Source organism: Sporofaciens sp. JLR.KK001 (assembly GCF_036941055.1).
In the GTDB taxonomy this organism is placed as follows: Bacteria; Bacillota; Clostridia; order Lachnospirales; family Lachnospiraceae; genus Sporofaciens.
In genome coordinates this window covers 3,562,143-3,588,344 of the sequence record NZ_JAYMNO010000001.1, presented here as the reverse complement: position 1 = coordinate 3,588,344, position 26,202 = coordinate 3,562,143, and the positions used below count along the sequence as shown (strand labels likewise).

The 26,202-nt window shown below is 45.9% G+C and carries 29 protein-coding genes and 3 pseudogenes; 21 read left to right on the top strand and 11 right to left on the bottom strand.

What is annotated here, in order from left to right; all coding sequences use genetic code 11:
• Positions 1–28: 28 nt before the first annotated feature.
• The 7 genes and pseudogenes from VSQ62_RS18340 to tnpA (VSQ62_RS18310) all read left to right on the top strand — a co-directional run bounded on the left by VSQ62_RS18340 (position 29) and on the right by tnpA (VSQ62_RS18310) (position 3,389).
• Positions 29–286, top strand: coding sequence for an integrase core domain-containing protein (locus tag VSQ62_RS18340; protein ID WP_334636208.1), 258 nt, complete (start codon positions 29–31; stop codon positions 284–286).
• A gap of 65 nt (positions 287–351) precedes the next feature.
• Complete coding sequence (locus VSQ62_RS18335; RefSeq protein WP_334636206.1) at positions 352–717, top strand: reverse transcriptase domain-containing protein; 366 nt, start codon at positions 352–354, stop codon at positions 715–717.
• Between the two features lie 493 nt (positions 718–1,210).
• Positions 1,211–1,492, top strand: a pseudogene (locus VSQ62_RS18330) (DEAD/DEAH box helicase family protein); the annotation flags it as partial.
• A 304-nt stretch (positions 1,493–1,796) separates the two neighbouring features.
• Positions 1,797–2,021, top strand: a complete 225-nt coding sequence (locus VSQ62_RS18325) for a hypothetical protein (protein ID WP_334636205.1) — start codon at positions 1,797–1,799, stop codon at positions 2,019–2,021.
• 15 nt (positions 2,022–2,036) lie between these two features.
• Positions 2,037–2,255 carry a hypothetical protein gene (locus VSQ62_RS18320; RefSeq protein ID WP_334636204.1) on the top strand — a complete coding sequence of 73 codons (219 nt, stop codon included), beginning with the start codon at positions 2,037–2,039 and terminating at the stop codon, positions 2,253–2,255.
• Position 2,256: 1 nt separating this feature from the next.
• The gene (locus tag VSQ62_RS18315; RefSeq protein WP_334636203.1) at positions 2,257–2,613 is read left to right on the top strand and encodes a hypothetical protein; all 357 of its coding nucleotides are present in this window, start codon (positions 2,257–2,259) and stop codon (positions 2,611–2,613) included.
• A gap of 347 nt (positions 2,614–2,960) precedes the next feature.
• Positions 2,961–3,389, top strand: a complete 429-nt coding sequence (gene tnpA / locus VSQ62_RS18310; RefSeq protein WP_334636202.1) for an IS200/IS605 family transposase — start codon at positions 2,961–2,963, stop codon at positions 3,387–3,389.
• Between the two features lie 616 nt (positions 3,390–4,005).
• Here the strand turns inward: tnpA (VSQ62_RS18310) and VSQ62_RS18305 are convergent.
• The 8 genes and pseudogenes from VSQ62_RS18305 to VSQ62_RS32495 all read right to left on the bottom strand — a co-directional run bounded on the left by VSQ62_RS18305 (position 4,006) and on the right by VSQ62_RS32495 (position 10,196).
• The gene (locus VSQ62_RS18305) at positions 4,006–4,320 is read right to left on the bottom strand and encodes a DUF6618 family protein (RefSeq protein ID WP_016217795.1); all 315 of its coding nucleotides are present in this window, start codon (positions 4,318–4,320) and stop codon (positions 4,006–4,008) included.
• Positions 4,321–4,332: 12 nt separating this feature from the next.
• A complete protein-coding gene (locus VSQ62_RS18300) occupies positions 4,333–5,139 on the bottom strand; it encodes an ExeA family protein (RefSeq protein ID WP_120397164.1) in 807 nt (268 codons plus the stop codon).
• A pseudogene (locus VSQ62_RS32660) lies at positions 5,139–5,720 on the bottom strand (Mu transposase C-terminal domain-containing protein); the annotation flags it as partial. The gene VSQ62_RS18300 and the pseudogene VSQ62_RS32660, both read right to left, overlap by 1 nt.
• Positions 5,721–5,832: 112 nt before the next feature.
• On the bottom strand, positions 5,833–6,864 hold the full coding sequence (locus tag VSQ62_RS18290) for a tyrosine-type recombinase/integrase (protein WP_334634770.1): 1,032 nt from the start codon (positions 6,862–6,864) through the stop codon (positions 5,833–5,835).
• The gene (locus VSQ62_RS18285) at positions 6,861–7,592 is read right to left on the bottom strand and encodes a tyrosine-type recombinase/integrase (protein ID WP_334637705.1); all 732 of its coding nucleotides are present in this window, start codon (positions 7,590–7,592) and stop codon (positions 6,861–6,863) included. The genes VSQ62_RS18290 and VSQ62_RS18285 overlap by 4 nt, the downstream gene beginning before the upstream one ends.
• A gap of 218 nt (positions 7,593–7,810) precedes the next feature.
• On the bottom strand, positions 7,811–8,533 hold the full coding sequence (locus VSQ62_RS18280) for a tyrosine-type recombinase/integrase (protein WP_334636200.1): 723 nt from the start codon (positions 8,531–8,533) through the stop codon (positions 7,811–7,813).
• A gap of 362 nt (positions 8,534–8,895) precedes the next feature.
• Positions 8,896–9,588 (bottom strand): annotated as a pseudogene (locus VSQ62_RS18275) (helix-turn-helix domain-containing protein); the annotation flags it as partial.
• A gap of 89 nt (positions 9,589–9,677) precedes the next feature.
• Entirely contained in the window at positions 9,678–10,196 is a 519-nt protein-coding gene (locus tag VSQ62_RS32495) for a DUF6431 domain-containing protein (RefSeq protein ID WP_350339918.1), read from the bottom strand.
• A 444-nt stretch (positions 10,197–10,640) separates the two neighbouring features.
• On the opposite strand from VSQ62_RS32495, the gene VSQ62_RS18265 reads away from it, so the two are divergent.
• The 6 genes from VSQ62_RS18265 (at position 10,641) to VSQ62_RS18240 (ending at position 13,342) form a co-directional block, all read left to right on the top strand.
• Positions 10,641–10,982: a helix-turn-helix domain-containing protein gene (locus tag VSQ62_RS18265; RefSeq protein WP_286082975.1), complete on the top strand. Its 342-nt coding sequence runs from the start codon at positions 10,641–10,643 to the stop codon at positions 10,980–10,982.
• Positions 10,983–11,081: 99 nt separating this feature from the next.
• A complete protein-coding gene (locus VSQ62_RS18260; RefSeq protein WP_334636198.1) occupies positions 11,082–11,462 on the top strand; it encodes an ABC transporter permease family protein in 381 nt (126 codons plus the stop codon).
• Positions 11,449–12,003: an ABC transporter permease gene (locus VSQ62_RS18255; RefSeq protein WP_331489118.1), complete on the top strand. Its 555-nt coding sequence runs from the start codon at positions 11,449–11,451 to the stop codon at positions 12,001–12,003. The genes VSQ62_RS18260 and VSQ62_RS18255 overlap by 14 nt, the downstream gene beginning before the upstream one ends.
• Entirely contained in the window at positions 12,000–12,818 is an 819-nt protein-coding gene (locus VSQ62_RS18250) for an ABC transporter permease (protein WP_286082976.1), read from the top strand. Before VSQ62_RS18255 ends, VSQ62_RS18250 begins: the two co-directional genes overlap by 4 nt.
• Positions 12,808–12,975 carry a hypothetical protein gene (locus VSQ62_RS18245; protein ID WP_286082977.1) on the top strand — a complete coding sequence of 56 codons (168 nt, stop codon included), beginning with the start codon at positions 12,808–12,810 and terminating at the stop codon, positions 12,973–12,975. Before VSQ62_RS18250 ends, VSQ62_RS18245 begins: the two co-directional genes overlap by 11 nt.
• Positions 12,976–13,084: 109 nt before the next feature.
• Positions 13,085–13,342: a heavy-metal-associated domain-containing protein gene (locus tag VSQ62_RS18240; protein WP_286082979.1), complete on the top strand. Its 258-nt coding sequence runs from the start codon at positions 13,085–13,087 to the stop codon at positions 13,340–13,342.
• 25 nt (positions 13,343–13,367) lie between these two features.
• Here VSQ62_RS18240 and VSQ62_RS18235 read toward each other — a convergent pair whose 3' ends face one another.
• Positions 13,368–13,775, bottom strand: a complete 408-nt coding sequence (locus VSQ62_RS18235) for a metal-dependent transcriptional regulator (protein ID WP_286082980.1) — start codon at positions 13,773–13,775, stop codon at positions 13,368–13,370.
• A gap of 194 nt (positions 13,776–13,969) precedes the next feature.
• Between VSQ62_RS18235 and VSQ62_RS18230 the strand changes: the two genes are divergently transcribed.
• On the top strand, positions 13,970–14,284 hold the full coding sequence (locus tag VSQ62_RS18230; RefSeq protein ID WP_334636197.1) for a 6TM ABC transporter family protein: 315 nt from the start codon (positions 13,970–13,972) through the stop codon (positions 14,282–14,284).
• Between the two features lie 204 nt (positions 14,285–14,488).
• Here the strand turns inward: VSQ62_RS18230 and VSQ62_RS18225 are convergent, their stop codons facing one another.
• Positions 14,489–15,871 carry an IS1380 family transposase gene (locus tag VSQ62_RS18225; RefSeq protein WP_120397169.1) on the bottom strand — a complete coding sequence of 461 codons (1,383 nt, stop codon included), beginning with the start codon at positions 15,869–15,871 and terminating at the stop codon, positions 14,489–14,491.
• Between the two features lie 414 nt (positions 15,872–16,285).
• On the opposite strand from VSQ62_RS18225, the gene VSQ62_RS18220 reads away from it, so the two are divergent.
• The 7 genes from VSQ62_RS18220 to VSQ62_RS18190 all read left to right on the top strand — a co-directional run bounded on the left by VSQ62_RS18220 (position 16,286) and on the right by VSQ62_RS18190 (position 24,194).
• Positions 16,286–18,259, top strand: a complete 1,974-nt coding sequence (locus VSQ62_RS18220) for an MATE family efflux transporter (RefSeq protein ID WP_334636196.1) — start codon at positions 16,286–16,288, stop codon at positions 18,257–18,259.
• 256 nt (positions 18,260–18,515) lie between these two features.
• On the top strand, positions 18,516–19,151 hold the full coding sequence (locus VSQ62_RS18215) for a TetR/AcrR family transcriptional regulator (protein ID WP_334636195.1): 636 nt from the start codon (positions 18,516–18,518) through the stop codon (positions 19,149–19,151).
• 92 nt (positions 19,152–19,243) lie between these two features.
• Positions 19,244–21,025 (top strand): ABC transporter ATP-binding protein, encoded by a 1,782-nt coding sequence (locus VSQ62_RS18210; RefSeq protein ID WP_334636194.1) that lies wholly within the window; start codon positions 19,244–19,246, stop codon positions 21,023–21,025.
• Positions 21,022–21,600, top strand: coding sequence for an ABC transporter ATP-binding protein (locus tag VSQ62_RS18205; RefSeq protein WP_334636193.1), 579 nt, complete (start codon positions 21,022–21,024; stop codon positions 21,598–21,600). The genes VSQ62_RS18210 and VSQ62_RS18205 overlap by 4 nt, the downstream gene beginning before the upstream one ends.
• A 72-nt stretch (positions 21,601–21,672) precedes the next feature.
• On the top strand, positions 21,673–22,101 hold the full coding sequence (gene tnpA / locus VSQ62_RS18200; protein WP_196813919.1) for an IS200/IS605 family transposase: 429 nt from the start codon (positions 21,673–21,675) through the stop codon (positions 22,099–22,101).
• 154 nt (positions 22,102–22,255) lie between these two features.
• The gene (locus VSQ62_RS18195) at positions 22,256–23,461 is read left to right on the top strand and encodes an ABC transporter ATP-binding protein (RefSeq protein ID WP_334636192.1); all 1,206 of its coding nucleotides are present in this window, start codon (positions 22,256–22,258) and stop codon (positions 23,459–23,461) included.
• A 115-nt stretch (positions 23,462–23,576) separates the two neighbouring features.
• The gene (locus VSQ62_RS18190; RefSeq protein ID WP_334636190.1) at positions 23,577–24,194 is read left to right on the top strand and encodes a TetR/AcrR family transcriptional regulator; all 618 of its coding nucleotides are present in this window, start codon (positions 23,577–23,579) and stop codon (positions 24,192–24,194) included.
• 372 nt (positions 24,195–24,566) lie between these two features.
• On the opposite strand, the gene VSQ62_RS18185 is transcribed toward VSQ62_RS18190, so the two are convergent.
• Entirely contained in the window at positions 24,567–25,901 is a 1,335-nt protein-coding gene (locus tag VSQ62_RS18185; protein ID WP_334633440.1) for an IS110 family RNA-guided transposase, read from the bottom strand.
• Between the last annotated feature and the right edge of the window lie 301 nt (positions 25,902–26,202).

Here is a 26,202-nt window from a genome sequence, read left to right as displayed (position 1 = left end):
TAGGGAGTATGTAGAAGCAACGGTTGGAATGAAGAGAAGTTATTCGAAAAAAACGTATCCATGGGATAATGCCTGTATTGAATCATTTCATGTATTGATCAAAAGAGAATGGCTGAATCGATTTAAAATAAAAAATTATGAACATGCCTATAAATTGGTATTTGAATCCATAGAGACATTTTATAATACGGTAAGAATCCATAGTCATTGTGGATATCTATCACCAAACGAATATGAGAATGTGTATGAACAGAAATTGAATAAGATGGAAAAATTGGCTGGATGAAAAAAACGGAATGTTGTAAGAAAAGTTCACTTTTAACTTGTACTTTTTCTTGACATAGTACCATCATGGAAGACGGCAAATATCTGGACAGTGAGAAAGGTACTCCGCAGGGGAACGGCACCAGTCCAATACTGGCAAATATATACCTGCATTATGTACTGGATAACTGGTTTGATGTGATTGTAAATAGGCAGTGTAATGGAGAGAGTTATCTGATACGTTATGCTGATGATTTTGTATGCTGTTTTCAGAGAAAGTATGAGGCAGAGGTGTTCCGCCAGAGATTGGAGGAAAGGTTTGCCAAATACGGGCTGGAACTGGCGGAAGAAAAGACCAGAATATTGGAATTTGGAAGATTTGCGGAGCAAGACAGGAAAAGAAGAGGAGAGGGAAAATGCAGAGCAGGCTATGTCGGCTATAAAGATATCTGAAAATGATAAGGAAGTCTTACTGAAAAGATTGTAAAGGCATTTTTGTAAGATAAAAAAGAATGGTGTTAGTCAACAAGTGTGTTGGTAACATTTATAGCACTATATATAGATGTTGGTAAACCCAAAATATTCATAAATATAGAGGTTCAAGTGATTGCATAAACCGCCAAACAGAGTTACCAACACAGTTATTGACTAACACCAAAAGAATTTTAGAAAAATAGGTGTCGGAATCCGCAGGATAGGTATAAAATCTATTCTGCGGATTTTTTTGGACATGCCTGCCGGAAAAAGTTTTTTATTTTCCCTCTTGTATTTATAGTTGTCTTTTGGTACAATTGGAAAAGAACAAATGTTCTGAAGAAAAAATGAATATTCAGGCGTTCCATACAGGCTTCTCTGTGCTATTCTTTGCAATACCCTGAGACGTGAATTTTAATGAAAATCAGGGAGATTTTCGGGCTGATAGTGAACATAGTAAGGAGGTTCGGCCATGAAAAATGAGCAGAATATATTCAAACTGCATGCCCCATACCAGCCTACGGGAGACCAGCCGCAGGCGATAGAAGCACTGGTCAAAGGCTTCAGGGAAGGCAACCAATGCCAGACTTTACTAGGGGTTACGGGTTCTGGGAAGACCTTTACGATGGCGAATGTGATTGCCCAATTGAATAAACCAACGCTTGTGATTGCTCATAATAAAACACTTGCGGCACAGTTATATGGAGAATTTAAGGAGGTATTCCCGGAAAACGCAGTGGAGTATTTTGTGTCCTAGCATATTGATATTTGTGAGAATACAATATATTGTGGTTATAAAGCTTGAAAATACTACATATAGTATATAAAAAGACGGTAGAAAACGAAATGGACTATACGGATTCAGCATATCAGTGAACAGAATTCGTCGAAAAGACTGCAACAGAAAATTAGAATGTGGTTATGAAAGAAGTATATTGTAGAAAACATTAGTGTAATTTAGACAGTTCTCTGCTATAATACTTAGTAAGGAAAATGTATACAGAAAAGTCTCCGGATTATGATAATGTATTTAAGAGAATGAAGATGAAGATAAGAGATTGTTTGTTCCTGTTATCATTGACGTTTTTAACAGGAATTATAAAGATGTAAAAGTGGAAATTTTACTTTCAGAGGGGTATCTGACTGAAAACGAAACTGCAGATGGAAGCAAGAAGATAGAGGAACAGATTTCAGATTTTCTAATCAGAATAGGAAGAGAAATATATCTTTTAGAATGCCAGAGCTATGACGAAAGTTGTAATAGAGATAAGAGATTAAATTAAGAAAGAAGGAATTATATGATAACGGCAGAACTTACTCAAAAAATAGATACCTTATCGAATGATGAGTATCGTATGGTTGAGGTTTATGTTGACAATGTGTTAGAATATTCAAAGCGGAGAAAAAAAGAAGTAGCGTGGGACAGAATAAAATCTGATTTGATAGAATCAGAGAAACGAATGCAGCTTGAAGGAGGTATTAGTTCCAGGCGGCTCAGAGAAAATCTGGGGGTATAATATGTATGATATTGTTTATTCTCCAATAGTCCAAGAAAAGTTAGCTGTATTAAAAGTAAAATTGACAGAATTATGTGGAGAAAAGAAAGGTAAAAAGCAGTTTTTGGAAGTTATAAATGGGTTTGAAATAAGGCTTGCTTTTTCAAACACTGGAATACCTGTAAAGACGATGTATGACGTTGAGAAGGAATTTGAAAAATATTATATCATTTATTCACACAAAAATTATTTCTTATATTACATTGAGGGAAATCAGGTAAATGTTATGGAAATTTACGATGAACGTGAGGATTTTGCAAGGACGCTGTTTGGAATCATTACAACTACACAGGAAAGTTTAGATTATTGGGATGAATGAAAAAATGTATTATATGAACTTCTGTTAAGGAAGCAAACAGGCAATGGAGATAATAGTGAAAATATCCAAGGGGTAGAAGATATTCTGCCCCTTGGAATTTTTAAATTATAATATGTAGTTTCAATTATGAAAAGTGAGGATTAATAAAAGTGTGATTACAGATGGCTCTTGGAAGCCACATAATTGATAAGAGCCTGTTTTGGAATCTTCCAGTCTTTCCCTTCTTTGTACCCTTTTAATTTCCAAGCGCAAGGTTAAATCCACCGCCTTTTAGGCGGTCAAGCTTTAGCGGCATTTCCTTTCAGTAGCAATTGTGATAAAATACAGCAGTAGGAGGTGCTGTAGAAATGGCAGAATATAGGAGCAGTAGTCATACCGTATATGATATTAAGTATCATTTTGTGTGGATAACGAAGTATAGATATAAGATACTAAGAAAAAATGTAGCCTTTAGGCTACGGGAACTGCTGCAGCAAGGATGTGATGCACGGAACATAAAGATACTGAAAGGCAGTATAGGAGTGGATCATGTGCATATGCTGCTTTCGTGTCCAACCAATCTGGCGCCAAGTCAGATCATGCAATATCTGAAAGGAAGGTCGTCAAAGTTGTTACAGGATGAGTTCCCGGAGTTGAGAAAGAGATATTGGGGACAGCATATGTGGGGAAGAGGATATTTCTGTGGGACAGTAGGAGAAGTAGATGAAGAGATGATAAGAAACTATATCGAAAATCAGGGAAAAGAAGAAGATAATTTCAAAATCGAGGAACAATAGCTACTTAGAGTAGAGCTTTTAGGCGACTTTAGTCGCAAATGAAACAGGCTTTAGCCTGCAAGCGACTTTCAGTCGCAAAAAGTGGTCTTTAGACCACAACAACCCACCGTCTTCAGACGGTGGTAGTTGAGTCAATAGTTATAACATAAAAATGATGAAAAGAAGATATATCATATATACAATATTTTCTTAAACTATCCAACAAAAACATTGATTTTAAGGCATATTCAAGGATTTTGAACTATTGAAATACTTCTAATTTACTACTACGGATTGAGCTTTGATATATGAGATTAACCCCAATATGCCGACTTATGACAAAAACACATCAGTATTGAAACATAAAAAAATTGAATATTTCATAGACTATGGAACGCCTAAAATGACGTTCCTTTTCTATTTCCATCCGTTCTTATTGGATGTTGGACGGCGAATTGAGGGAGACATAAACGGCAAATTATTTTTCCAACCTTTTTCGCATTGACTGCGCAGTGCTGTCTACAAATGCATAATACCGCCGAAAATGCAGCACGCTGTTGGTATAGCTTTTCTTTCGAAATCGAAAGGCCATGAATCCCATTATGAGATCCATAGCCACATGATGTATTTGGATTTTTTATTGTTTGTCAGCCAGAGTCGGCAGATAAGCCAAACCGGCAGCAACAGTTACGGCATCTACCTTCCGCATTAGATTGCTGATCCGCCCCTCATTCCAGAAAATATCAGAAAAATCGGATAGTTCACATCCCACATCATGGTTCGGGATGCACAGGTAGTTTCCGTATTTATGCACTCCGGCCAGGATGTGGAAGTATGTCCCCCGTCCATTCATCTCAGCTTCATACCATCCAGGCCGCCATCGCAGCAGGATAATCTCCCCTGTCCAGGTTTCTATGCGGGAACCATCCCTGAAAAAACATCTGTATTCCAAAAACAACACCCCCTATCCAAGATTCTGGCTGCTGACGGAGGCAAGTATGACTTCCGTGTCAATTGCTTTCTTCTCCATCTGTGCGCCAAGGGTAAGGGCATTTGTCATCAGGTTATCCACCAGACGCGGATTCCCCTGGGAATGGCTGTGGACAGCGGAAAGGGCGGCCTGCTCTATGATGGAGGCAGAGCCTCCCGCACAGGAGATCTTGTGGAGTACATACTGCGCCACTTCTGAATCTGTGAGCCCGGTAAAGTTGTAATGCACGGTGATCCTCTGGCGCAGGGCTTCGTGGACAGGCTTGCGCAGGGTATTGTTCAGGTGCGGTTCCCCGCACAGGATGAGCGTAAAGCAGTTCAGGGAGTCATAGCCGTAGTTCATGAGCATCTTAATGTCCTCCAGGATGCCTGTGGAGAGGTACTGGGCCTCGTCAACGGCCAGAAGAAGGGGCTGCTTCTTTTCCCGGTAAAGGTAGAGGATCTGCTCCTGTATGGCCCGGAACATCCCGGGTTTGCCGCCTCTAGGCTCTACTCCCAGTACAGAGCAGAGCTGGCGGTAGAACTCCATGACGCTTACGGTGGAAAGACAGATGTACTCCATATGGTAAAGGTTCGGGTTGAGCCCCTTTGCAAAACAGCGGAGTCCAAAAGACTTCCCCATGCCCGGGCGTGCCGTGAACAGACCAATGCCCCTGGTATCCTTGAGGTAATCCAGCCGGGAGAGCATCTCAGAGATGTCCCTGGAAAGGAAACGGTCTTTTTCCCGGGCCATCTGTTTGTCAAAAGGATTGAAAGACAATCCATAGTAAGAACGGAACATCAACAGCCACCCCCTAACTTTGAGTAGTCGATGCCAGGTGTATTGTTGCGCTTCGTCCTGCAGTTCTCATTCTTATCCGTAGGGCGGATGGGATAATGCACCCCTTCGTAAAGGATGAAGGCGGAGGACATGTCATCCGGGAGGAAGCGGATCTCCACTTTTGATGAGATAAACTGCATAGGGACGTCATAGGATACCTTGTCGATGGAGACGGTAGAATCCTTATTCACTTTCCTTGTAATGCGGTTCAGGAAACATTCCTCCAGCCATTCCCTGGACGCAGGTGTCCGTATGGAAGCGCGGGTCTGCTGGTAACGGGAAAGGGGTGTAGTGCCGATGCCGGAATGGAGGGAAGTATTATAGGAGCGCATGTAATCCTTAAGGAGTCCATTGAACTGTGCCAGGGAGCTTAAGGAATCCAGATCCAGGGTATAGAGCCAGGTTTCCTTGAGTGTCCGGAACTGGCGTTCTATCTTAGCCTTGGATGCGCCATCCCGGATTTTTGTATGTAAAAGGACCGTTCCGATGGAGCCGCAGATGAGGGAAAGCTGCCCGTTCGAGTAGCTGGAACCGTTATCGACACTATGCCGATAACGGCATAGTGTCGACTATTCCGACAAATGAACTATGCCGATATTTTTGAATAAGACCAGATACATCGGCTTTTTCTTGTGAAATATCGGCATAGTTTTTCTATAGACTATAGAGCTTTTTAATTACATTTGGATCTTTCCATTTCTTTTCCGGTAAATCATCACAACCTTCCGTTTTAGCCATAGACTTTGCCAAAGTATCTAATGTTGCAAAAGCATAAAAACCAGATGTTGTTGATATCTCTTCATGCCCGAGTAATTGTTGGATATGTGCTAAAGGCAGACCAGATTGATAAAGATCCATTGCCCTTGTTTTTCTAATCATATGACAATGACACGAATCAGGCATTTTGATTCCTTTGCTTCCTGCCGCCAAACAGCAGTTTTTGATTAGCTTCTCTGCTGTATCAGAAGATAAATGGTGTTTCTGACCATAGGTCGTTGCATAAAAGAGAGGTACCTTACTGTTCGTTTCTTCGTGGAATTCTTCCAGATACCGATTCAAATGCCGGCATGTTTTTTGCATTAGTGGGACATTCCGGTATTTATCCCCTTTCCCATGGACTGTAATGTATGGAATCTCTGCTTTAAGATGGAGATCTCCCAATTTTAACTCCAACAATTCTGAAATCCTTACCGCACTGTCGTACATCAAAACCAGCATCATCTGGTTTCTTCTCCCTGTCCTCGTTCCGATGTCCGGAGCTGCCAGTATAGCTTTCATCTGGCTTTTCTCAAAGAATTCTATTGGTTTTGCAGGAATCTTTGAATTTTTAATATCACGGATACTGATATAGAAGGCAATCAACTCATGATGTTCATTTGCCGCATATTCAAGAAATGACCGCAGCGAAGTCAGACGAAGGTTGCATGTTTTTGGTGTCCGCATTTTTATGTTTAAGATCCAATCCTGATATTCTTTTACATAAGTTTCGGTTAAATGGCTAAAGCATATATTTTTTCTTTTGATCCCTTTCTCTTCTTCCAGGTAAGAGATATATGAATTCAGCCCGTCTTTATAGGAAGAAACTGTGTGTCTGCTTACTTTGCGGATACCAGGAAGATAATGATGGATAAATGTTTGCGCAGTATTCCAGAATACCTTGCTGTTTGTAAACACGTTTTTCTTCATTGCGGCACCTCGGGAAGTATATCGTCAGATGATTCCGCCAATGCCCTGTATGAGGGATAGAAATCCGGAACAAAGTGGAAGTAGTACAGGGTCTGTTTTACTGTTTGATGCCCCATATACCGCATTAAATAAGGCAGCATTACATTTACATCTAATCTTTCCGAAGCCCACTTGTTAATGTTTGCCCATGCAAAATGATGCCGGAGGTCAATAGCCCTGGGATACTGTACACCCGAAAAATCAGGATATGACTGTTCCCAGCATCTGCGAAAGTTATTGGCAATAAAGCACTTGCTAACATATGACCTGCCACGATAACCAGGAAAGAAGTATTCCCTGCCAGGATAAAGGCCGGAAATTTTCCGGTCATACAGGATGAGGTAATCAACAAGTTCCTGGCTTATATATAGCCGCCTGTTTTTCGGTCCTTTTGACCACATGATATCAAGAAAGCCTTTTTCAAGAAAAACGTTTTTGCACCGGAGCATCCGGGCTTCCTTGCATCGGATCCCACAGCAATACATGAGTCGGAAAATAGCCGGAATAATATATTCCCTCCCCCTAAAACCGGAAAAGGGCCGGACAGAATCTGCAGCAGCAAAAAAATGTCCGATCTCTTCCGCTGTAAAAAAATACGGTGGATCTGGTGTGAGTTGATGGACAGTCTTAGGCGCAAGTATATAAGCATCTATCCCCTGTTTACGCAGATATCTGCCGAATTCACGCATTGCACACACAGTTCCGTAGAGTGTGCCGGGTGCGTCTTTTAGCGTACCCAGATACTGGTCTACACTTTCTTTGTCCATCATGTTTTCAGGCTCATTGTTTTTCCTAAAAGAAACATATTTTTTCAGATAATGAGCGTGTGTAACATAACTATACCCGAGGCTGTGTTTATATAACAAAAACTCTTCTAGGTATTTGTCCATACTTTTATAACTGTCATTCATGGCCGGCCTCCTTTCGGAAGAGGAAGGGTGCACATTGCCATGGTCTTACTGTCTGTTGACAGATATCTCATGGTACTGTCTGGGCTGCTGTGCCCCAAAGCTTCTGAAATAACTGGTAAGGGTACTCCGTTCCGGAGCATTCTGGAAGCATAGCTGTGTCTTGTCATTCTTGTGCCGCTGATCCGCCCATCTGGTTCTATACCTGCTTCAGATAAAATTTTCCGTAAGATGTTATAAATCCCGGAATGTTCTGTAAGCGGCCGAAATGGCGCCACAGCACGTAAAAAGACGTAGGACGAGGAAGATGCGGGGCGCTCCTCCAGCAGATATGCCATCAATGCATTCCCCAGGGCAGGGCGCATTGGTATCGTTAAAGGCTTCCCTGTTTTTTCCTGATCTATACTGATGCTGTCATGTTTCCAGTCTATATCCCCTAACTCCAGTCTGCAGATATCAACCGCACGCAGTCCGGTTTGGAAAGCGATCAGTGCAATTGCCCTGTCTCTGGCAGAAATTTTGCCTTCAACAAGATATCTGACAATCTTTTTGTGTTCTTCTTCTGTGTAGGAAGGCGTGATATCCCTTTTCCGTGGAATTCTGTCCGGGATTTCGACTGCATATCCATCCAGCGCTGGATAAGCCTGCACAAATCTCCGTAATCCAGTTATATGCGAACCGACGCTTGTCGGCGTATAATGTTCCTGGCATACCAGTACCATAAATAGAGTGATACCGCCAGTCTTAATGACCGGAACTCTTTGCTCTTAAGTTCTTTTGGGGGAAGTGGCTGTGTGATACTGAAGTCTACAATCCCGTTATTAATAAATGATTCTATAAAACGGATACAACGGACATGATAAAGATATCGGGAGTGGCAGTAACCGCCATCCTTTTTATAAGCAGTATCGCTTAGATCTGTCAATCAATCGCTTACCTCCTCTTTTGCAATAAAGTTTGATATACGATAAGCGTGACATAAATCTCAAGAAAATCCAAGAAAAACTATGCCGATATTTCACAAGAAAAAGCCGATGTATCTGGTCTTATTCAAAAATATCGGCATAGTTCATTTGTCGGAATAGTCGACATAGAGCTTAGAAGGGATTCCATGTGCAGCCACAGCATCCTTAAGCACTTTCTGGAAGTTATAAGCTGAGTCGTTATAGAAGAGCCCGCCGCCCACCAGGAACCGGGAATGGTCATCGATGATCATGATGCAGTAGACCCGCCTGCGCAGGCCGTCTTCTGTGATATATGGAAGGTAACAGGTATCAGCCTGCCACATTTTCCCAAAGGCGTCCTCTTCAAAAGCCTTCCTGTCCCGCATGTTCGGGTTACGTGCCGATTTCAGGTCATGTTTCTTTACAAAACGCTGGACAGCACACACGCTGACAGAGGCAGGGATGAACGCCTCTTCCACAAGGTGGCGGTGGATCTGCGTGGAGTTAAGCCTTGGGAAAGCTTCCTTAAGCCGGTAGATCTCCTCGATGGCTGTATCCGTCAGGACCCGTGTGCCGCCCTTGTCGGAGCGTTCCCGGGGCATAAGTGCATCGATGCCGCCGTTCTGGTAGAGAGACACCCACTTGCTGATAGTCTTGGGGCTGTAGCGGAAGGCGGAACCATCAGGCAGGGTGAGCGGGTTCTCGGTGATGCGTTGGTAATAGGCATTTCTGGACGCATCAGGATAAAGGCCATGGATGACCGGTGCGATGAGGGCAAGCCGGAACTGTGCCATGGCGGCAGCGTCCGAAAGGTTCTTTTGTTTGTTGTCCATAAAAATATCCTCCTTAAATGGTTTTCTGCCATTATAAAGGAGTTCCCTCAGGGAGACCATGCCTGGTCGTGTGGTCGTGGAAAAGCGGTTCAGGGACCGAACACCTGTTGGCAGTAAGACGCCGGATTTTTATGGGACTGGAGGAAGGATTTTGCAAAACGGCGGACAAAGGCGGAAGCAAAATCAGAATAGGAGGGCTGGGAGAACAGTGTCTTCAGGAAGGAGAGGGAAGAGACTTCCATAGAGGAAAGTGCCCCGAGCCATTCTTCCTTCTGCACCAGGAAGAGTTCCAGAAAACGGTGCAGTTGGGAAAGGGTGATGGAGAAACGCCGGCAGAGTCCCTCTATAGAAGAAAGGTGCAGGAAATACTCTGCCAGGACACGGAGGATGAAGAACAGGCCGTAGCCGGAATAGGGGATGATGAAATCCGGGAGGATGGCATGGGTATGGCCGCAGGTACAGATGAGGCGAAGGATGCAGAGGCTGTGTCGGACAGGGGCGCCATCTATGAAATCCACCAGGGAACGGTCATAATAGGCATGGATCTTGCAGCTGCCCGCTGCCCCGCAGAAGGGACAGGTCTGCAGCTGGGGGCGGAATCCAACCATGAAAGACTCAAATAGTGCTTTTGATGAAGTTTTTATATGGATCAGCTTGCAAAATAGGGAGTTTTCTCTTATCATAGTATATGTCGGTAGTGCCAAAGCCTCACGAGTGGGACATGATCCCGTATATGGCAGGCACGCTGGTGTGAGAGAAAGAACAAACTGTAGGAGGTTGGTGTTCTTTCTCTTTTTTTTGTTCCAAAAAAACTATATCGGAACAGGCAGGAATGGTCAAGAGGAAAATGCGCCGTTTCCTACAGCGCGCTCTGATAGACAGTATTAAGAAGATGAGATTTTAATTCGATGTTTTTGTGCGGGAGATAGGAACTTTAGTTTGCTGGGCGACATAATGGGACGCAAAAGGCATATCAGTATATTATCGAGAATCCTTTTTCAAAAACAACAATTGCAGAACTGTCTGATATGTTTCATGTTGCAGAGTCCAGCATGAAGCGATGTTTTACCTCCATTGCAGGGAGTTCTATCGGCACTTTTATGAAAGTGAAGCGTATGGAAGCTGCTGCCGATTTGCTGGTTTCAGAGCCACAGCTCAGTATCTGTGAGGTTGCCGAGGCGGCAGGATACGAAAACCAGAGCAAGTTTTCCGCTGCCTTTAAATCGGTATTTGGTGGACCCCTTTTGCCTACCGCTGCAAATCATGGTGAGCTGATTGGGCTAAAAATTTGCCTGAATGGTCGTAGATATTACCCTTTTCGTTCTGCTACAATAAATAATATCGGTGGTAACATGACTTTAAAAATAGGCCGCAGCAGTGCGGCTTATTTTTAAGGATATAGGTTAGTTTATGCTAACTTACGTTATTCTTATCTATAAAAGAAAGCGAGTGAATTAAATGTGTTGACGAAAGGGAATCTTGGACGGAGGCTTTTGAAACGGTTGCTGAATTTTTTCATTGTGGTGTGGGGAGTTGTGACCTTGAGCTTCTGCCTGCAGGTTTTTACAGGAACAGATCCGGCGGAAATGATCGTGAGGAAAAACTACCTTTTTGCAACCGAGGAGCAGATACAGGCGGTGCGGACGGAACTTGGGCTGGATGCACCATTCCATGAACGCTATTTTGACTATATAAAAGGCGTGTTCAGTGGTGATTTGGGGACTGCAATCACAAACAGGAGGCCGGTCATCCAGAATATTATGGAAGCGCTGCCGGTTACCTGCACCATGATCATTATGGCAATGGCGTGGATTGTATTGTTCACGGTTCTTGTGGCAGTGTTTTCTGTTATCCGGAAAAATGGGGATTTTTGACAACGCTGCAAGGCTGTTCTGCATCATAGGGATATGCGTTCCAAGCTTCTGGCTGGCGCTGATACTGCTATCTGTATTTGCAGTTAAAATCCCTGTTTTCAACGTGATTGCAGACGGGAGCTTAAAGTCGCTGATATTACCATCTGTTTCAATGGCTGTGCCTATTATATGTACCGCAACAAGGGTTCTCAGGGCATCGATACTGAATGAATTGAAGAGCGATTATGTCGTATATGCAAAGGCCAGAGGTTTTTCAAATACACAGATTATATATGGGGAGGTATTAAGGAATGCCCTGCCTGCAGCGATCACGCTCTTTGCCCAATACTGTGCGGCCCTGTTTGGAACGTCTGTCCTTGTAGAAAGCGTTTTTTCTCTTGAAGGGCTGGGAAGCTATCTGATGAAATCCTGTGAAGGAATGGATATATACGGGATATCAGGAGCAATCCTGGTGTGCGCTGTTTTATTTGTAGTTTTTAATACAGTGGCAGACATCCTTTCAGCAATCATATGCCCGGCATATAGGAGGGAGCGGATATGAAGATAAAAGTGCAGATAACAGCGGGCATTATACTTATTACATTTTTTGTGCTTGTGGCAGCATGCGCTCCCATGTTTGCCCCACATGATCCGAACACAACAAACCTTGCTATGAAAAATGCGGCACCGTGTATGGAATATCCATTCGGATGTGACCAGTTGGGACGATGTGAATTATCAAGGCTGATGTATGGTGCGAGATATTCGCTTGGGCTGTCCATTCCGGTTCTGTTTGCGTTAGCGGCTGCCGCCTTGTTTTTGGGCTGTTACTCCTGTTATAAAGGGGGCATTTTCAGTGAGATAATACGGCTGCTGTGTGATATTTTGATGGCTTTTCCTGTATTAGTGATCGCAATGGCGCTGGTCACATCATTTGATAGCCCAACGGCTTGTATCATTACAGCAATCAGCATATCTATGCTGGCGTGGTTTTTAAGGATGGTCCGTTCCTATGCAAAAATAGAATGCGGAAAGGAGTATATTGAAGCGGCACGGATTTCCGGTGCATCGGGGATGCGGATTGTGTTCAGGCACCTTGTCCCAAATGTACTGCCACAGTTCGTTGTATATTTTACAACAGGGATTGCCTCGGTCATTATCTCCATATCCAGCTTTGCTTTTCTTGGTGTCGGACTGGTTCAGGGAACTGCGGAGTGGGGTGCTATGTTAAATGATGCCAGAGGCAGCATTTATACGAATCCAAACCTGATCATTTATCCGGGCATCTGTCTGGTTATATGCTGTGCCGGCTTTAATCTGCTGGGGGAAGGACTGCGTGACGCCATTGGGAAGGAGGATGGAATCAATGCTTCTTGAAGTAAAAGAACTTACAGTTTCCCTTGCTCCGGCAGAAAGCGAAGCCTGGTACCGCATCCGGAAGTTATGGGCGGAGGCTTCCTTGCAGAAAGGGGCGTTCAAGTCGCTGGGGAATCTGCAAATGATTTGCTATCCTATTGACAAAGGCAAAGGTTAAGATATATACTTGAAATTGAGTTAGTGGCTGCTAACACAAAGCGGCCGCATTTTTTAAGGATGTGAGTTAGCTTTTGCTAACTAAATTGGGAAAGCGAGGAGGGCGTTTTATGGTGAAAACAATAGTGGGCATCGAAGGGATGGCTTGCGGTATGTGTGAGGCACATGTCAACGAGGCTGTAAGGAATGCCTTTCAGGTAAAGAAAGTGACAAGCTCACATGCAAAGAAGCAGACAGTCATAATTGCGGAAAAAGAGATTCCAGAACAGGAACTGAAAAATGTGGTTGCAAAAACAGGATATAATGTTGTTTCTGTAATCAGTGAGCCTTATGAGAAGAATGGGCTGTTCGGGATGTTCCGGCAGTGATGGCGGTTTTCAGTGCGGCGTGTGATTATTTGCTTCCGGGCTTGTCAGTTTTCAAGAGGGACAGGATACATTTTTTCATGGCTTTGTAGCTTTCCAGTGTAATGTCATGTTCCATTTTGCAGGCATCGCTGGCGGCAATTTGTGGATCGACCCCCAGATGGATCAGCCAGTCCGTCAGCAGGGTATGGCGTTCATAGATGTTCTCAGCCAGTTCCCGCCCCTCATTTGTCAGGAGAATATATCCTTCCTCCGACATGGTAATGTACCTGTGTGTTTTCAGGTTTTTCATGGCAACGCTTACGCTGGGTTTTGAGAAATTCATCTCATTTGCCACGTCAATGGAACGGACGGCGGGAAGACGCCTGCTCAGGATGAGGATTGTTTCGAGATAATCTTCAATGGATTCTTCAGATTTGTGACGGATGTAATTCATCGGATATCCGGCCTCCTTTCAGGGTGTGCTGATTTAGTTTGGTAAGGTTATCTTAACACTTTGGATGGAATTTTTCAAGCGATTGGCCGGATTAGCAGCAGATTGTTAGATGCGCCTGTAAACAATGGAAAAGGCACAGACGGTCGGAATGGAGAAAGCGCTGTCTGTAAAATGACGATTGCGGAGGTAAATTTATGATGATCAATAAAAGGCTGATCGGGACAGTCAGCGAAAGCAAAAAATACATAGCGGGCAACGTGGCGGCCCAGTGGTGTTCCCTTGCGGCGAATATTGCAATGATGACGGCAGTGACAGGCCTGCTTGCTTCTCTTTTCTATAAAACGGCAGATAAAAACAGCGGGTTCCTTACGGCGGCTATAGCAGCGGCGGCAGTTATGTTCCGTTTTACCTGCACACTTCTTTCAAGCCATATGGGGTATCTCTCATCAAAAACGGTAAAAAAAACACTACGTGAAAAAATATATCCTGAATCCGTGAACCTAACCTAAAAATAAAATGAAATCGGTAAATTAAGAAATATGAGGCACTCTTTGTACCAATTTCATGCCAATAAAATATTGTTTTCGATAATCATACACTTTGAATCAAACTACTATCCAGCCACTTAGGTAAAATTTCTCTAAAATTGCCATACCTTAACTAAGGCTCATTGAACCATTCCAATGGCAAGGAAAATGTAGGATATCTTTCGTTTATTTTGCAGCTTGGAATATCCTGCTTATTTGTGAAGCTGCGTTCCTCCAGGGATTACTCCGCCCCAGATCAAGTCTCACCTGCCTTGCATGCTTTGTCACAACCCCGGGGGTCATGATGATCCGTTCAACTACCGTGCGTAGCCTCCGGCGGTTTACGGGTCTTTTCATGGGGATATCGCTGATCCTAAGTGATGCCTGTCCAATCATCCGCAGGAGATTGTAGGCCAGCTGGATCAGTTCCAGGACAAGTTCGTTTGTTTCGAACTTTCCAGATGGAAACTGCTCTGCACATAAGTCCGTCTTGATTTCACTGTGGTACTGTTCCATTTCTCCATGTTTATGGTAAAGCTCTATGATGTCTTCGTCCGAAAAATCTACATTGACGGAGTACATATCACAGTCAATTTTAGGGCTGATATAGTACTGCCCATCATGGTCACAGGCACGCTCTGTTATATCGTAAATGGTTCGGATTCCAACGGTCTTCCTGCTATGGCCGGATTTTGAACTGGCATCAGGTACATTATAAGATACGTCCCGGAATGTCTGCCCAATGTATTCCTTTTTCCCTTCCCGTGAAGACTTTACATTTGTGCATACACCGCCTACTTTGTCCAGCCACTCCTGCGGATTCTCCTTGCGGATGTTGCGCTTAATGATGAAATGCACCCTGTCCCCCCGGAAACACTCTTCCATGAAAATGCCGATATTATCCGCAGAATCGTTTCCGGAGTCGAGACGAATCAAGAGTGGTTTGTCCGTAATCTGACGGGCAAGTTTTAATACTTCGACCAGAAAGTTTGGTGTCCCTTTCTGGCAGTGCTGTTTTCCCTCCCGTAGTTCGCATGCAATAAGGTATCCTTCTGTCCCAATGTAGGCGAAGATAGGCGCATAGCCATCCTTCTTTTTATAAGTTCTCGAAATGCCTTCCTTATTGCATTTCTCATCAAGGAAAGGGCTCACGTCGATGTCGATTGGTATATAGCCATTTTCCAATGCAGACGGTTCCACGCCAAACTTTTTGAACAGATCCACATTGATCTGACGCAGCGCACCCTGCATACTGGCGCCGATTTCGTCCATACGCTGCCGCATGGTTGGCTCCGATGGGATATGGCGCATATGGAAAGCATTGCAGAAAAACTCAGGGTCATCATCGGTTTCATGGATGGATTCGAAGTCAGCGTTCCCACAGAGTATACCGATAAGCATGGCCTTTAGTACATCACTGTTCTTATATTCCTTGGATGGCGAAGAATATTTGTCAATTTTCGTGTCAAAATCAACAGCTTTTAACATCTGTCCTGGAATCAGCAGACCGCCATAGGGTGTAATCCTGGAATTGCTGAATGTATACTTTATGGTGTTATATGCAAACATAACATGTTCTTTCATGCTCATTTTAGTTGGCCTCCGTGTGTATAAGATGATGATATCATTATACACCGACAGCGGAAAAAAGGCAATAATTATCCACCTATTCGGTGAGCACCATATCTTAGCCGATATATATCAAGATATTGAATTTTAGAAGCATGCCAAAGTATTACTTTAAACGAAGTTCACGGATTCAGGTGATAGTCAACATGCCCTGAATACAAAAACCGGGAAATGGGGAGATGCTTCTCCAGTTAAAGAGATTATCGCACAGATTTCGGGACTTGTAAAAACGCTAGATTATTCATCGCTTACAAATCAACGACACATGTGGCGCGCCGCGCGTAAATCTGATTACGGTACGGGTGCTGCAGGTGTTGTTTTTTTGCGCAAAAAAGGAGAAAAGGAGAATCCATTATGGAAAACAGTAATTATCTTGGCACGGAAAGAGTGGGGAAGCTGCTGCGGCAGTTTGCAATCCCCTGCATCTGTTCCCTTATCATTTCATGCCTCTACAACATTGTAGACCAGATATTTGTGGGCAATGGCGTGGGCTATCTGGGCAATGCCGCTACCGGCGTGATCTTCCCGATCACGGTAGTGGGGTGGGGCTTAAGCCTGTTTTTTGGTGACGGCGCAGCTGCCGCACTGAGTGTTTCTTTGGGGCGTGGGGAAACAAAGGACATCCACAGGAGCGTCGGCGGTGCAGTCATTGGATCGTTCCTCTCAGGTGTAGTTGTGGTTGTCATTGCTTATCTTTGGGGTGAAGGCCTGCTGCGCCTGATTGGCGCGACGGATGCAAATATACAGATGGCTCACGACTATGGCGTGATTATCTTTGCCATGATGCCCCTCGCTATGACGCAGAATACGCTTGCCTCCATCATCAGGGCGGACGGCAGCCCAAAATACGCCATGGCTGCCATGCTTACCGGAGCAGTCATCAATATCATCGGCGATCCGGTTGCCATCTTTGCTCTTGACATGGGGATTAAGGGTGCGGCTTGGGCTACCATCCTTGGGCAGTTTGTCAGCTTCCTGATCTGTACGGCTTATTTAAGGCATCCAAAGACTTTCTGGGTGGTCGCCGGCAGTTTCAGGCCGAGCCTGGCGCTCCTGAAGCCGGTGATGGCTCTGGGGACTTCAAGCCTCCTGACACAGCTTTCCATCGTGGTCATTACGGTTGTCAACAATATACTGCTGGTGAAGTATGGAGCAGGCTCCGTTTATGGCGCGGATATCCCGCTGGCGGCATTCGTGGTCATTATGAAGCTCTTCCAGATCGTGCTGAATGTCGCCATAGGCATTGCTGCCGGTGCACAGCCAATCGTGGGCTATAACTATGGGGCAAAAAATTACGGCTGGGTACGGGAACTGCTGAAGCTGATGGTTAAGTGGACGGCAGTTGTCGGACTGGTCTGCATCGTATTGTTTGAGGCTGTCCCCAGCGTGTTCATCCGGATGTTCGGCTCGGCAGACGACCCCGTGTATTTTGATTTTGCGGTACTCTGCCTTCGGATTTATCTTTCTCTTATCCTCGTGACCTGCGTCCAGAAGGTCTGCGCCATTTTCCTGCAGTCCATCGGCAGGGCAAAGGCAGCCGCACCGTTGTCCGTCCTGCGGGATGCGCTGCTGATTGTTTTTTCCCTTCTGATTCCTGTTTTCATGGGCGTTACTGGCATTTTCTGGGCAGCCCCGGCTGCGGATGTGCTTGCCATTTTCGTTACGGCGGCAGTCATGGTACGGGTGTGGAAGGAATTAGGCAGGGAGAAGGAAACGCAGGAGCCTGCTGCGGCAGCAATCCGGCCGTCCCGCAAGGGAGCGGTCATCACGATTGCCAGGGAGCATGGCTCCGCCGGAAAACGGATCGGGCAGATGGTGGCGGAAAAACTGGATATCCCCTGCTATTATAAAGAACTGGTGGCGGTCGCCGCCCAGGAAAGCGGGCTGGCGCAGGAATTTATTTCCGGCATCAATTCCGATGAAAATGCCGTTATGAGGGAACTGTACCTCACAGCCGATCCGGTGAAACGCGCCATAGCGGCGCAGGAAAAGGCAATCCGGCATATTGGGGACGCAGGCTCCTGCGTCATCATAGGGCGTTCGGCCGACTATGTACTGCGTAATTACCCGGATGTGGTGCGTATCTTTATCTATGCCCCGGAAAGCTACCGTGAGAAAAAGGTAATGGAGATGTATGGGGACAGCCCGGAGGATGCGAAAAAGAGCATTGCAAGGTCGGATGCCGCAAGGGGTGCATATTATAAAAGCGTTTCCGGGCAGGAGTGGGGCAATCCACACGGCTATGAACTGTGCATTGACGCATCGGTGGGCGAAGAGGCGGCAGCAGACCTGATCTGCAGCTATATCAGACGGATGAATAGGAAGTAAGGAAAAATGGGATGATAGCGTTTTGGGGAAAATGCAGAATAGATGATCCACACGGCGGTCTGGGAAACCAGGCCGCTTTTTCCGTGTGCACCTTGCGGGATGGTGAAAACCATATCCGTGAGTCTTATTTTTTGTGTTCTGACAGGGACTTGCTTTCACTATTTTTTTACTGATACCCTCTTGACAACTGTGTTTTTCTGAATTATAATTGAAACATCGTTATGAAACACTGTTATTAAAGAGAGAAGGTGAACAGGTGGCAAAGCAGATCGAGGGCGTGTATGAGAGGATACTGGAATGCGCAAAAAAGGAATTCCTCGAAAAAGGCTATATGGATGCCTCCCTGCGGACGATTGCTGCGGAAGCGAAAACAAGCACCAATTCTATTTATGTCCGCTTTAAAGATAAGGAGGGACTGTTTGCCGCCATTGTGGAGCCGGTTTCAGAAGAATTCATGTCCCGATGCCTGGATGTACAGGAGACATTCCATTCTTTTGACAGCAACGTACAGCGCAGGGAGGTTGGGAAGTATTCTTCTGATGCGATGCTTGGTATGGTTGACTACATTTATGACCACTTTGACGAGTTCCGTCTTCTGCTGGATTCTTCCCATGGCACAAAGTTTCATGATTTTGTGGATCGCCTGGTATCCATGGAAGAGGAGTACACATGGAAGTGGCTGGAGGCAACGGGCTCCCGTATGGAACCTGCGGGCGGGCTGACTGCGGAATTTTACCACATGATGGTCACAGCCTATTTTGAAGGAATCTTCGAAGTGGTCCGCCATGGGATGGACAGGGAAGATGCGAAGAAATATGTCGCCATGATGGGGAAATACCATCATGGGGGATTTTTGGCAATCGTCGGGGAAGAAACGGCGGAAACAAAATAAGTTCTTAAGGCTGCCAGAACTGGCAACAGTCAGGCAGCCTTAAAATAAACCAATAAGTTAGCGAAAACTAACTAAAATAAGGAGGAACTGATATGCAGAAACAAAATCCGCTGCTCCGTATACGGGGCTGGGGAAAAGGCGAACACGGCCGCCTGATCGGAGCGGTCATAAGCGCACTCATTGCTGTAGTGCTGGGGATGCTGCCATATTTTGCGGCGGCACAGGTCATTATCAAAATACTGGCGGGGGAAAAGATCCTTTCTCTGTACCTGCCATGGCTCGGAATCGGGCTTGTGGGATACGTTGCCCGCACACTTTTGTACAACATGGCATTGTCTATGTCCCATAAGGCGACCTTTTCCATTCTGAAGAACATCCGGAAGAAGATATTGGAAAAACTGCCGAAGCTGCCCCTTGGGACGGTCATGGATATGTCCAGCGGGAAGATGAAGCAGATCATCGTGGACCAGGTGGACGGCATGGAGACCACGCTTGCCCATCTGTTCCCGGAGCTGACTGCCAATATTGCGGGGCCGCTTTTTATCGTGGTCTGCCTGTTTGTTCTGGACGCTCGCTGTGCGCTTTTGTCCATCGTGACGCTCCCGGTTGGTATGGCATTCATGATGTCGGTTATGGGGAGTTATGCGAAGAATTATGAAGGCGCAGTGAAGACTACACAGGAGATGAACGGGACTATCGTGGAATACATAGGCGGCATCGAGGTCATCAAGGCGTTTAACCAGGGAAAGTCATCTTATGCGAAATTCGCAGACAGGGTAAAGGCAAATGCCTCCTATTACTACAATTGGATGAAAAAAAGCCAGTTCGGAGTGTCTATGGGTTATTCCATCGTGCCTGCCTCGCTGGTTACAATCCTGCCGGCGGGCTGGCTCTGGTACAGGAATGGAAGCCTGCCGGTGGAAACCTTTATCATGGTCATCATCCTGTCCCTTGGCATTGCAGGACCGCTCATTGCCGCAATGAACTTTGTAGACACGCTTGCTACGGTCGGTACAACGGTGGCGTCTGTGGATGAACTTCTTTCCGCAGAGGAACAGCATCATGGTGACAAGGAGGTCCGTATCAAGGGTAAGGATATTGAATTATCCCATGTTTCTTTCGGCTACCATGAAGATAAGAATATCCTGCGTGATGTGAGTCTTTCCATCCCCGCAGGGAGAATGACAGCGCTGGTGGGGCCTTCCGGTTCCGGCAAATCCACCATTGCAAAACTCATCGCCGGTTTTTGGGATGTAAAGGACGGTATGGTGTCCATGGGCGGCGTGGATGAAAAGAAGATTCCGCTGGAACAGCTCTATGACCATGTGGCATTTGTATCCCAGGATAATTATCTGTTTGACGAGAGCGTCCGGGAAAATATCCGCATGGGCAGGCTGTCCGCCACGGATAAAGAAGTGGAAGAGGCGGCAAAGGCCGCAGGATGTGATGCCTTTATCCGTTCCTTGGAAAAAGGATATGAAACAAACGTGGGCGGAGGCGGCGCGCACCTTTCGGGCGGTGAACGTCAGAGGATTGCCATAGCGAGGGCAATGCTAAAGGATGCGCCCATCGTGATACTGGATGAGGCCACCGCGTATATCGACCCTGAAAATGAGGCAGTCATCCAGAAAGCGATTGCACAGTTGGTACGGGGTAAGGGGAGCCCGCAAGGGCGGGAAGATGCCCTGGGGCACAAAACGGTGATCGTGATTGCCCACAGGCTTTCCACCATCAAGGATGCAGATAAAATTGTTGTAGTAAAGGACGGCAAGATAGAAGCGGCCGGAAAACATGAGGAATTAAGGAAGACCTGCCCTCTCTATGAATCCATGTGGCAGGCGCATATCGGTGCAAAGGACGGTGATGTGGCATGATAGAAGCATTCAGAAAAATATGGCGGTTTGCCGGCGTGGAGCGGGCAAATATCAATAAATCCGTGGCGGTAAAATTTTTAAACGCAGTGTTCCATATGCTGGAGGTCAGCGCCATCTATTTTATAATCGTGGCTCTGACGCAGGGAAACACAGGAAATGATGCGGCCTGGACGGCATTGGCATTTATGGCAGTCAGCATTATCGGCAATGCGGTGACGACTGCTTTTTCCAAGAATCAGCAGACACACGCAGGGTATTTCATGGCGGCAAATGAGAGGATTAAAATCGGCAATCTCTTAAAAGGCGTGCCGATGGGATTCTTCAATGAGAACAGCCTTGGCGAAGTGACCGGCGTATGCACCACGGTGCTTGGGAATATTGAGATGCTGGTCCCTATGGTGCTGGTGGATATCATGGGCGGCCTGATCGGGACGGTTGTCTTTACAGCGATGATCCTGATATTTGAGTGGCGCGTGGGGCTGGTCGCCTGTGCAGGCATTTTCGTATATTTCTTAATGAAACATTCTAAATCCCCCAGCAGAGCTGGGGAGACTAGCAGACGCAAGTGGCGATAAACAGAGTACCAGAATATCCCCCGTTGTATAATAGGTGCAGGTCTGGCAAACCGCACAAAACACAACGGAGGTATATTCATGGACACTCAAAGTTTATCACATAGTCGCTATAATTGCACGTATCACATAGTATTTATCCCGAAATATCGTAGGAAAGTGATGTTTGGGGATTTGAGAAAAGAGGTAGGCGAAGCCATTAGCAAGGTATGCAAGATGGAAGGAGTCACAATTATCAAGGCAGCAACGCTGCCGGATCATGTGCATATGTACGTGTCGATTCCGCCCAAGGAGAGTGTGTCGAAGGTAGTGGGTAGGATTAAGGGGAAGAGTAGCCTTATGCTTTTCGACAGACATCCGGAGTATAGAGACCGGTATAACCGTCACTTCTGGGCAAGAGGGTATTATTGCGAGACAGTCGGTAATGTAAATGAAGAAACGATAACAAAGTATATCAAAGAGCAGTATGAGAGGGATCGACTGGAAGGAGAGCCCTCAAAGTAAGTACAACAGAGCCGCTTTTAAGCGGCCACCAGTAACATAATGAACAGGGTTTGTCAGACCGCCTTTAGGCGGAAACACAACAGGCCCCGGAGGGGCTTATCCAGGCCACCAGCAGAGCTGGTGGTTGAGCCGATGGCCGTGATTTGTCTCGTCCATGGAGAAAAAGTCCGCGGCTATCGCGCCGAATGCACAGAAGTCGCAGACGGCACTCACCTCTGCGGTCCTGGAATATGTGCAGGGTATGGGCATTGTCAAGTCCTTTAATTTAAGCGGCAGGGGAGATAATAGGGCGCAGGATGCTTTGGAATTTAACAGGAAGAGCAACCTTGACATGGAAAAGCTGATGACGCCTTATACAATCTTCCAGGAGCTGGTGCTTCAGATTGCGGGGATTGCCATGATGTTCGTATCAATTTTCTGCTGGGCAAACGGTACGATGCCTGTTGCCAATGCGCTGATGTGCATTGTGATGTCCTTCCTTGTGTTCGGGCAGATTAAATTGTTTGGCATGGGAATGTCCATGCTGCGTCTTGCCTCGGCAAGCATTGACCGCACTTTGCAGACGGAGGAAATGGAGCAGATGGATGAGAAAGGGAAGGTGTTTTCTCCAAAGAGCCATGGGATAGAATTTGATAATGTGCATTTTTCCTATGAAAACAAGGAAATCCTGCATGGTATTGATGTGATGCTCCCTGACAGGACTACCACGGCAGTCATCGGACCTTCCGGCTCCGGCAAGACTACCCTCTGCAACCTGATTGCCCGCTTTTGGGATGTGGACAGCGGCAGCGTTAAGATCGGCGGGAAGGATGTGCGGGAATACACGCTGGAGTCTTTGATGGAGCAGATCAGCATGGTGTTCCAGAACGTATATCTATTTGCGGATACGATTGAAAACAACATCAAGTTCGGCCGTCCGCAGGCGACCCATGCGGAAGTAGTGGAGGCGGCAAGGAAAGCCTGCTGTGCGGATTTCATTGAAGCCCTCCCTGACGGGTACGATACGGTCATCGGAGAAGGCGGCGCATCCCTTTCCGGCGGGGAGAAACAGCGGATTTCTATCGCAAGGGCGATGCTGAAGGACGCCCCCATTGTTATTCTTGACGAGGCGACCGCCAATGTGGACCCGGAGAACGAGGACCGGTTGCAGAAGGCAATCGAGGAACTGATCAGGGATAAGACTATTATCATGATAGCCCATAGGCTGAAGACGGTGCGGAACGCAGACCAGATACTTGTGGTGGATGAGGGCCGCATTGTCCAGAAAGGAAAACATGAGGAACTGATCGGGCAGAAAGGCATCTATGCGGATTTTGTGCTTGGAAGGAGAGAGGCTATCGGCTGGAAGCTGCAGACATAGGATTTGAGCATTCAGATGAAATTTATTTTATCCTCTTGACAAAAACTCCTGCTTGAACTATACTGTGTAACAGTGATATATAACAGTGTTACAAAGAAAGGGGCGTGCGGCAGGAATGAGTGAGCCGGAAAGAAACACACTGGAGCTGATCCATACGGCGGCCAAAGCAGAATTTATGGAAAAGGGGTTCCGGGCCGCATCCCTGCGGAATATTGTCAAAACGGCAGGCGTGACCACCGGGGCATTTTATGGGTATTATGACAGCAAGGAAGAACTGTTCGTAGCCCTGGTGGAACCGTCCTATGAATATATGATGGAACGGTACCGGCAGGCACATGAATATTTTGAAAGCCTGCCTATGGAAAAGCAGCCGGAACAGATAGGAAAGATGTCATCAGAGTGTATGAATGAGCTGCTGGCATATTCCTGTGAACATATGGATGAATTTTACCTGATCCTGAAATGCTCCGAGGGTACGAAATATGTATCCATGATTGATGACATGGTAGAACTTGAAGTGGAGTCTACCCATAAATATTATAAGGTTCTGGAACAGCTCGGTACTCCTGCTCCTAAGATTGATGAAAGGCTGGAGCATATCATGGCAACGGGGATGATAGGAGCCTTTTTTGAAATGGTCCTCCATAGGATGCCCTTTGAAGACGCAAAAGTGTTTTTGCAGCAGTTAAATGATTTCTACACCGCAGGGTGGATGAAAATCATGGGACAATAACGAGGAAAGTGCCAATCGAGCTTGCTCAGATTGGCATTTGACGAGAAACTCCATCGAGACGCCAGTCGAGATGGGGCAGTAATCCGGCCGACAGCCGATAATAGAAAGTTTGCATTGCGGGCTTTCTATTATATTTTCCTTATAGGTTAGTGAAAACTAACTTATATTTCATAAGGATAACAGGGAATGACTGCAGCGTTCCCTTTATCATAGATGTCGCAGACATCATAGAAAAAATATAAGTCCAGCTAAGAAATGTCAATAGGTAAAATGAAAAATGTTAAAAAAGTTTTTTTCAAGCAGTTGATGTAAAAAAGGGTAACTTTAATAAGCCCACCCATGTGGAAATCTTTAAAATTCATGATAAACCTGTTAGGCTGCGTTCTGTATCTTGTCGGGATGCGCTGCCAGATACCGCTCACAGTGTTCCTGAGGAGTGATGATCTCAAATAGTTTATTATCCCGGAGCATGGCAAAAATGATATTGCAGATTTTATGCATGACAGCCCCGACAGCCACGTTTTTCTTCTTGCTTTTGCATTTGTCGGTATAATAGCCGTGGATAACTGGATTTACTGGTGTTTTTGTCCCTTTATCCACCTTAAGATTATTGATAGCCACCATATGCAGGATACGCCTGGCAAGGCTAGAACCCCTCTTGGACATGTGGACTTTATCCCCATTGAACTTGCCGGATTGCTTCACGGCAGGATCCAAGCCGAAGTAAGCATAAAGCTTCTTTGGGGAAGAAAACAGGTCAAAGGAGCCCATTTCAGCGATCAGGACGGCTGCACTGAGAAAACCGACACCACGTAGGGACTGGAGAAGGAAGATACGGTCATAAACCGGCGTCCCTTCCAGCTTATCAACAGCCTTATGCAGGTCCTCAAGTATATTGTCCAGATGCTCCTGGTATTCCCGGTAGGTTTTGATATACAGTCGGATCCGGAGTGCACTGCTTTGAAGCGCACGTCCGAAAACAGCGGCGTCCTTTGCGGCAGCACGTATGGCATCATATTTGGAAACGGCATATTTTTCACCGAAACGTGCGGTTTTGCGTATGGTTTCCACAAGTATGTCTTTTGGGGCGGCAAGCATGTCTGCGGCAAGGGGGTAAGCTTCCAGAAGCTTTAAGGAAGTTTGGGTAGTGACCTTGCTAAACACCTTCCGGTATGCGGGAAAGGACACTTTCAGTTCCGCCGTGAGCTTCAGGACGACAGCGGACTGCAGGTCTTTGAAGTAATAGTAGTCCCGTACCAGGTTGCGCAGGTCAATGACCTCATCATCTGGTATGATGGAAGTCTTAAGGGAAGCATCCAGGCCGACTTTGGCAGCTTTTTTTGAATCAAATTTATCATTATGCAGTTTCCTTACGTTCATATTTGTGCTATTCTTAGTGATGATAGGATTAATGACTGAGCAGTCAAACCCCTTATCACGAAGGAAGTACAGGAGCGGGATGTGGTAGATCCCGGTGGACTCAAGGAAGCAGCGGCTTTCGAGGGAATACATCTCTTGTGCTTCCTTTATTTTTGCGACAGCAAGCTCACGGGACTGCGGATCAGAATGAATGATCTTAAAAGGTTTCCCGGTGAGAATGCCATTGGGCAGCATGATGGACATCCAGGTGAAGTCTGCACCGACATCAAGCCCGACTGAGAGATAAGGGATGCTTTCAAGCATCATAAGTACTTTTGGGTATTTCATGGTTTTATCCTTTCTGGCAGGCATCCATTTCCAGAGGGCGGATACACAACCTAGCGGTTTATACAGGTATTAGCCTGGGGCTTCCCAACCAGCCAAAACATAAATCACCACCGAATGGACTGACAGACTTTCTAAGAGGTTTCACCAGCCGGAAGGCCGGTTCCCAAGGAGGTGTCGTCAATGATCCTGCCTCCAGTGATTATACCTCTATCTTTTGTCTGGTGCATTAAGGAAACCTCAGACATGGTAAATAATGTTACTTTATAACTTCTGATGGAGGGGGAACTCCTCCTTCCGTTAT

Coding starts and splice junctions, on each gene's coding strand:
- VSQ62_RS18340 (WP_334636208.1), top strand. CDS start 29: ATGAAGAGAAGTTATTCGAAAAAAACGTATCCATGGGATAATGCCTGT.
- VSQ62_RS18335 (WP_334636206.1), top strand. CDS start 352: ATGGAAGACGGCAAATATCTGGACAGTGAGAAAGGTACTCCGCAGGGG.
- VSQ62_RS18320 (WP_334636204.1), top strand. CDS start 2,037: ATGATAACGGCAGAACTTACTCAAAAAATAGATACCTTATCGAATGAT.
- VSQ62_RS18315 (WP_334636203.1), top strand. CDS start 2,257: ATGTATGATATTGTTTATTCTCCAATAGTCCAAGAAAAGTTAGCTGTA.
- tnpA (WP_334636202.1), top strand. CDS start 2,961: ATGGCAGAATATAGGAGCAGTAGTCATACCGTATATGATATTAAGTAT.
- VSQ62_RS18300 (WP_120397164.1), bottom strand. CDS start 5,139: ATGTTCCGTTCTTACTATGGATTGTCTTTCAATCCTTTTGACAAACAG.
- VSQ62_RS18290 (WP_334634770.1), bottom strand. CDS start 6,864: ATGAAGAAAAACGTGTTTACAAACAGCAAGGTATTCTGGAATACTGCG.
- VSQ62_RS18285 (WP_334637705.1), bottom strand. CDS start 7,592: ATGCGTGAATTCGGCAGATATCTGCGTAAACAGGGGATAGATGCTTAT.
- VSQ62_RS18280 (WP_334636200.1), bottom strand. CDS start 8,533: ATGGTACTGGTATGCCAGGAACATTATACGCCGACAAGCGTCGGTTCG.
- VSQ62_RS32495 (WP_350339918.1), bottom strand. CDS start 10,196: ATGGTTGGATTCCGCCCCCAGCTGCAGACCTGTCCCTTCTGCGGGGCA.
- VSQ62_RS18265 (WP_286082975.1), top strand. CDS start 10,641: ATGAAGCGATGTTTTACCTCCATTGCAGGGAGTTCTATCGGCACTTTT.
- VSQ62_RS18255 (WP_331489118.1), top strand. CDS start 11,449: ATGGGGATTTTTGACAACGCTGCAAGGCTGTTCTGCATCATAGGGATA.
- VSQ62_RS18250 (WP_286082976.1), top strand. CDS start 12,000: ATGAAGATAAAAGTGCAGATAACAGCGGGCATTATACTTATTACATTT.
- VSQ62_RS18245 (WP_286082977.1), top strand. CDS start 12,808: ATGCTTCTTGAAGTAAAAGAACTTACAGTTTCCCTTGCTCCGGCAGAA.
- VSQ62_RS18240 (WP_286082979.1), top strand. CDS start 13,085: ATGGTGAAAACAATAGTGGGCATCGAAGGGATGGCTTGCGGTATGTGT.
- VSQ62_RS18235 (WP_286082980.1), bottom strand. CDS start 13,775: ATGAATTACATCCGTCACAAATCTGAAGAATCCATTGAAGATTATCTC.
- VSQ62_RS18230 (WP_334636197.1), top strand. CDS start 13,970: ATGATGATCAATAAAAGGCTGATCGGGACAGTCAGCGAAAGCAAAAAA.
- VSQ62_RS18225 (WP_120397169.1), bottom strand. CDS start 15,871: ATGTTTGCATATAACACCATAAAGTATACATTCAGCAATTCCAGGATT.
- VSQ62_RS18220 (WP_334636196.1), top strand. CDS start 16,286: ATGGAAAACAGTAATTATCTTGGCACGGAAAGAGTGGGGAAGCTGCTG.
- VSQ62_RS18210 (WP_334636194.1), top strand. CDS start 19,244: ATGCAGAAACAAAATCCGCTGCTCCGTATACGGGGCTGGGGAAAAGGC.
- VSQ62_RS18205 (WP_334636193.1), top strand. CDS start 21,022: ATGATAGAAGCATTCAGAAAAATATGGCGGTTTGCCGGCGTGGAGCGG.
- VSQ62_RS18195 (WP_334636192.1), top strand. CDS start 22,256: ATGGAGAAAAAGTCCGCGGCTATCGCGCCGAATGCACAGAAGTCGCAG.
- VSQ62_RS18190 (WP_334636190.1), top strand. CDS start 23,577: ATGAGTGAGCCGGAAAGAAACACACTGGAGCTGATCCATACGGCGGCC.
- VSQ62_RS18185 (WP_334633440.1), bottom strand. CDS start 25,901: ATGAAATACCCAAAAGTACTTATGATGCTTGAAAGCATCCCTTATCTC.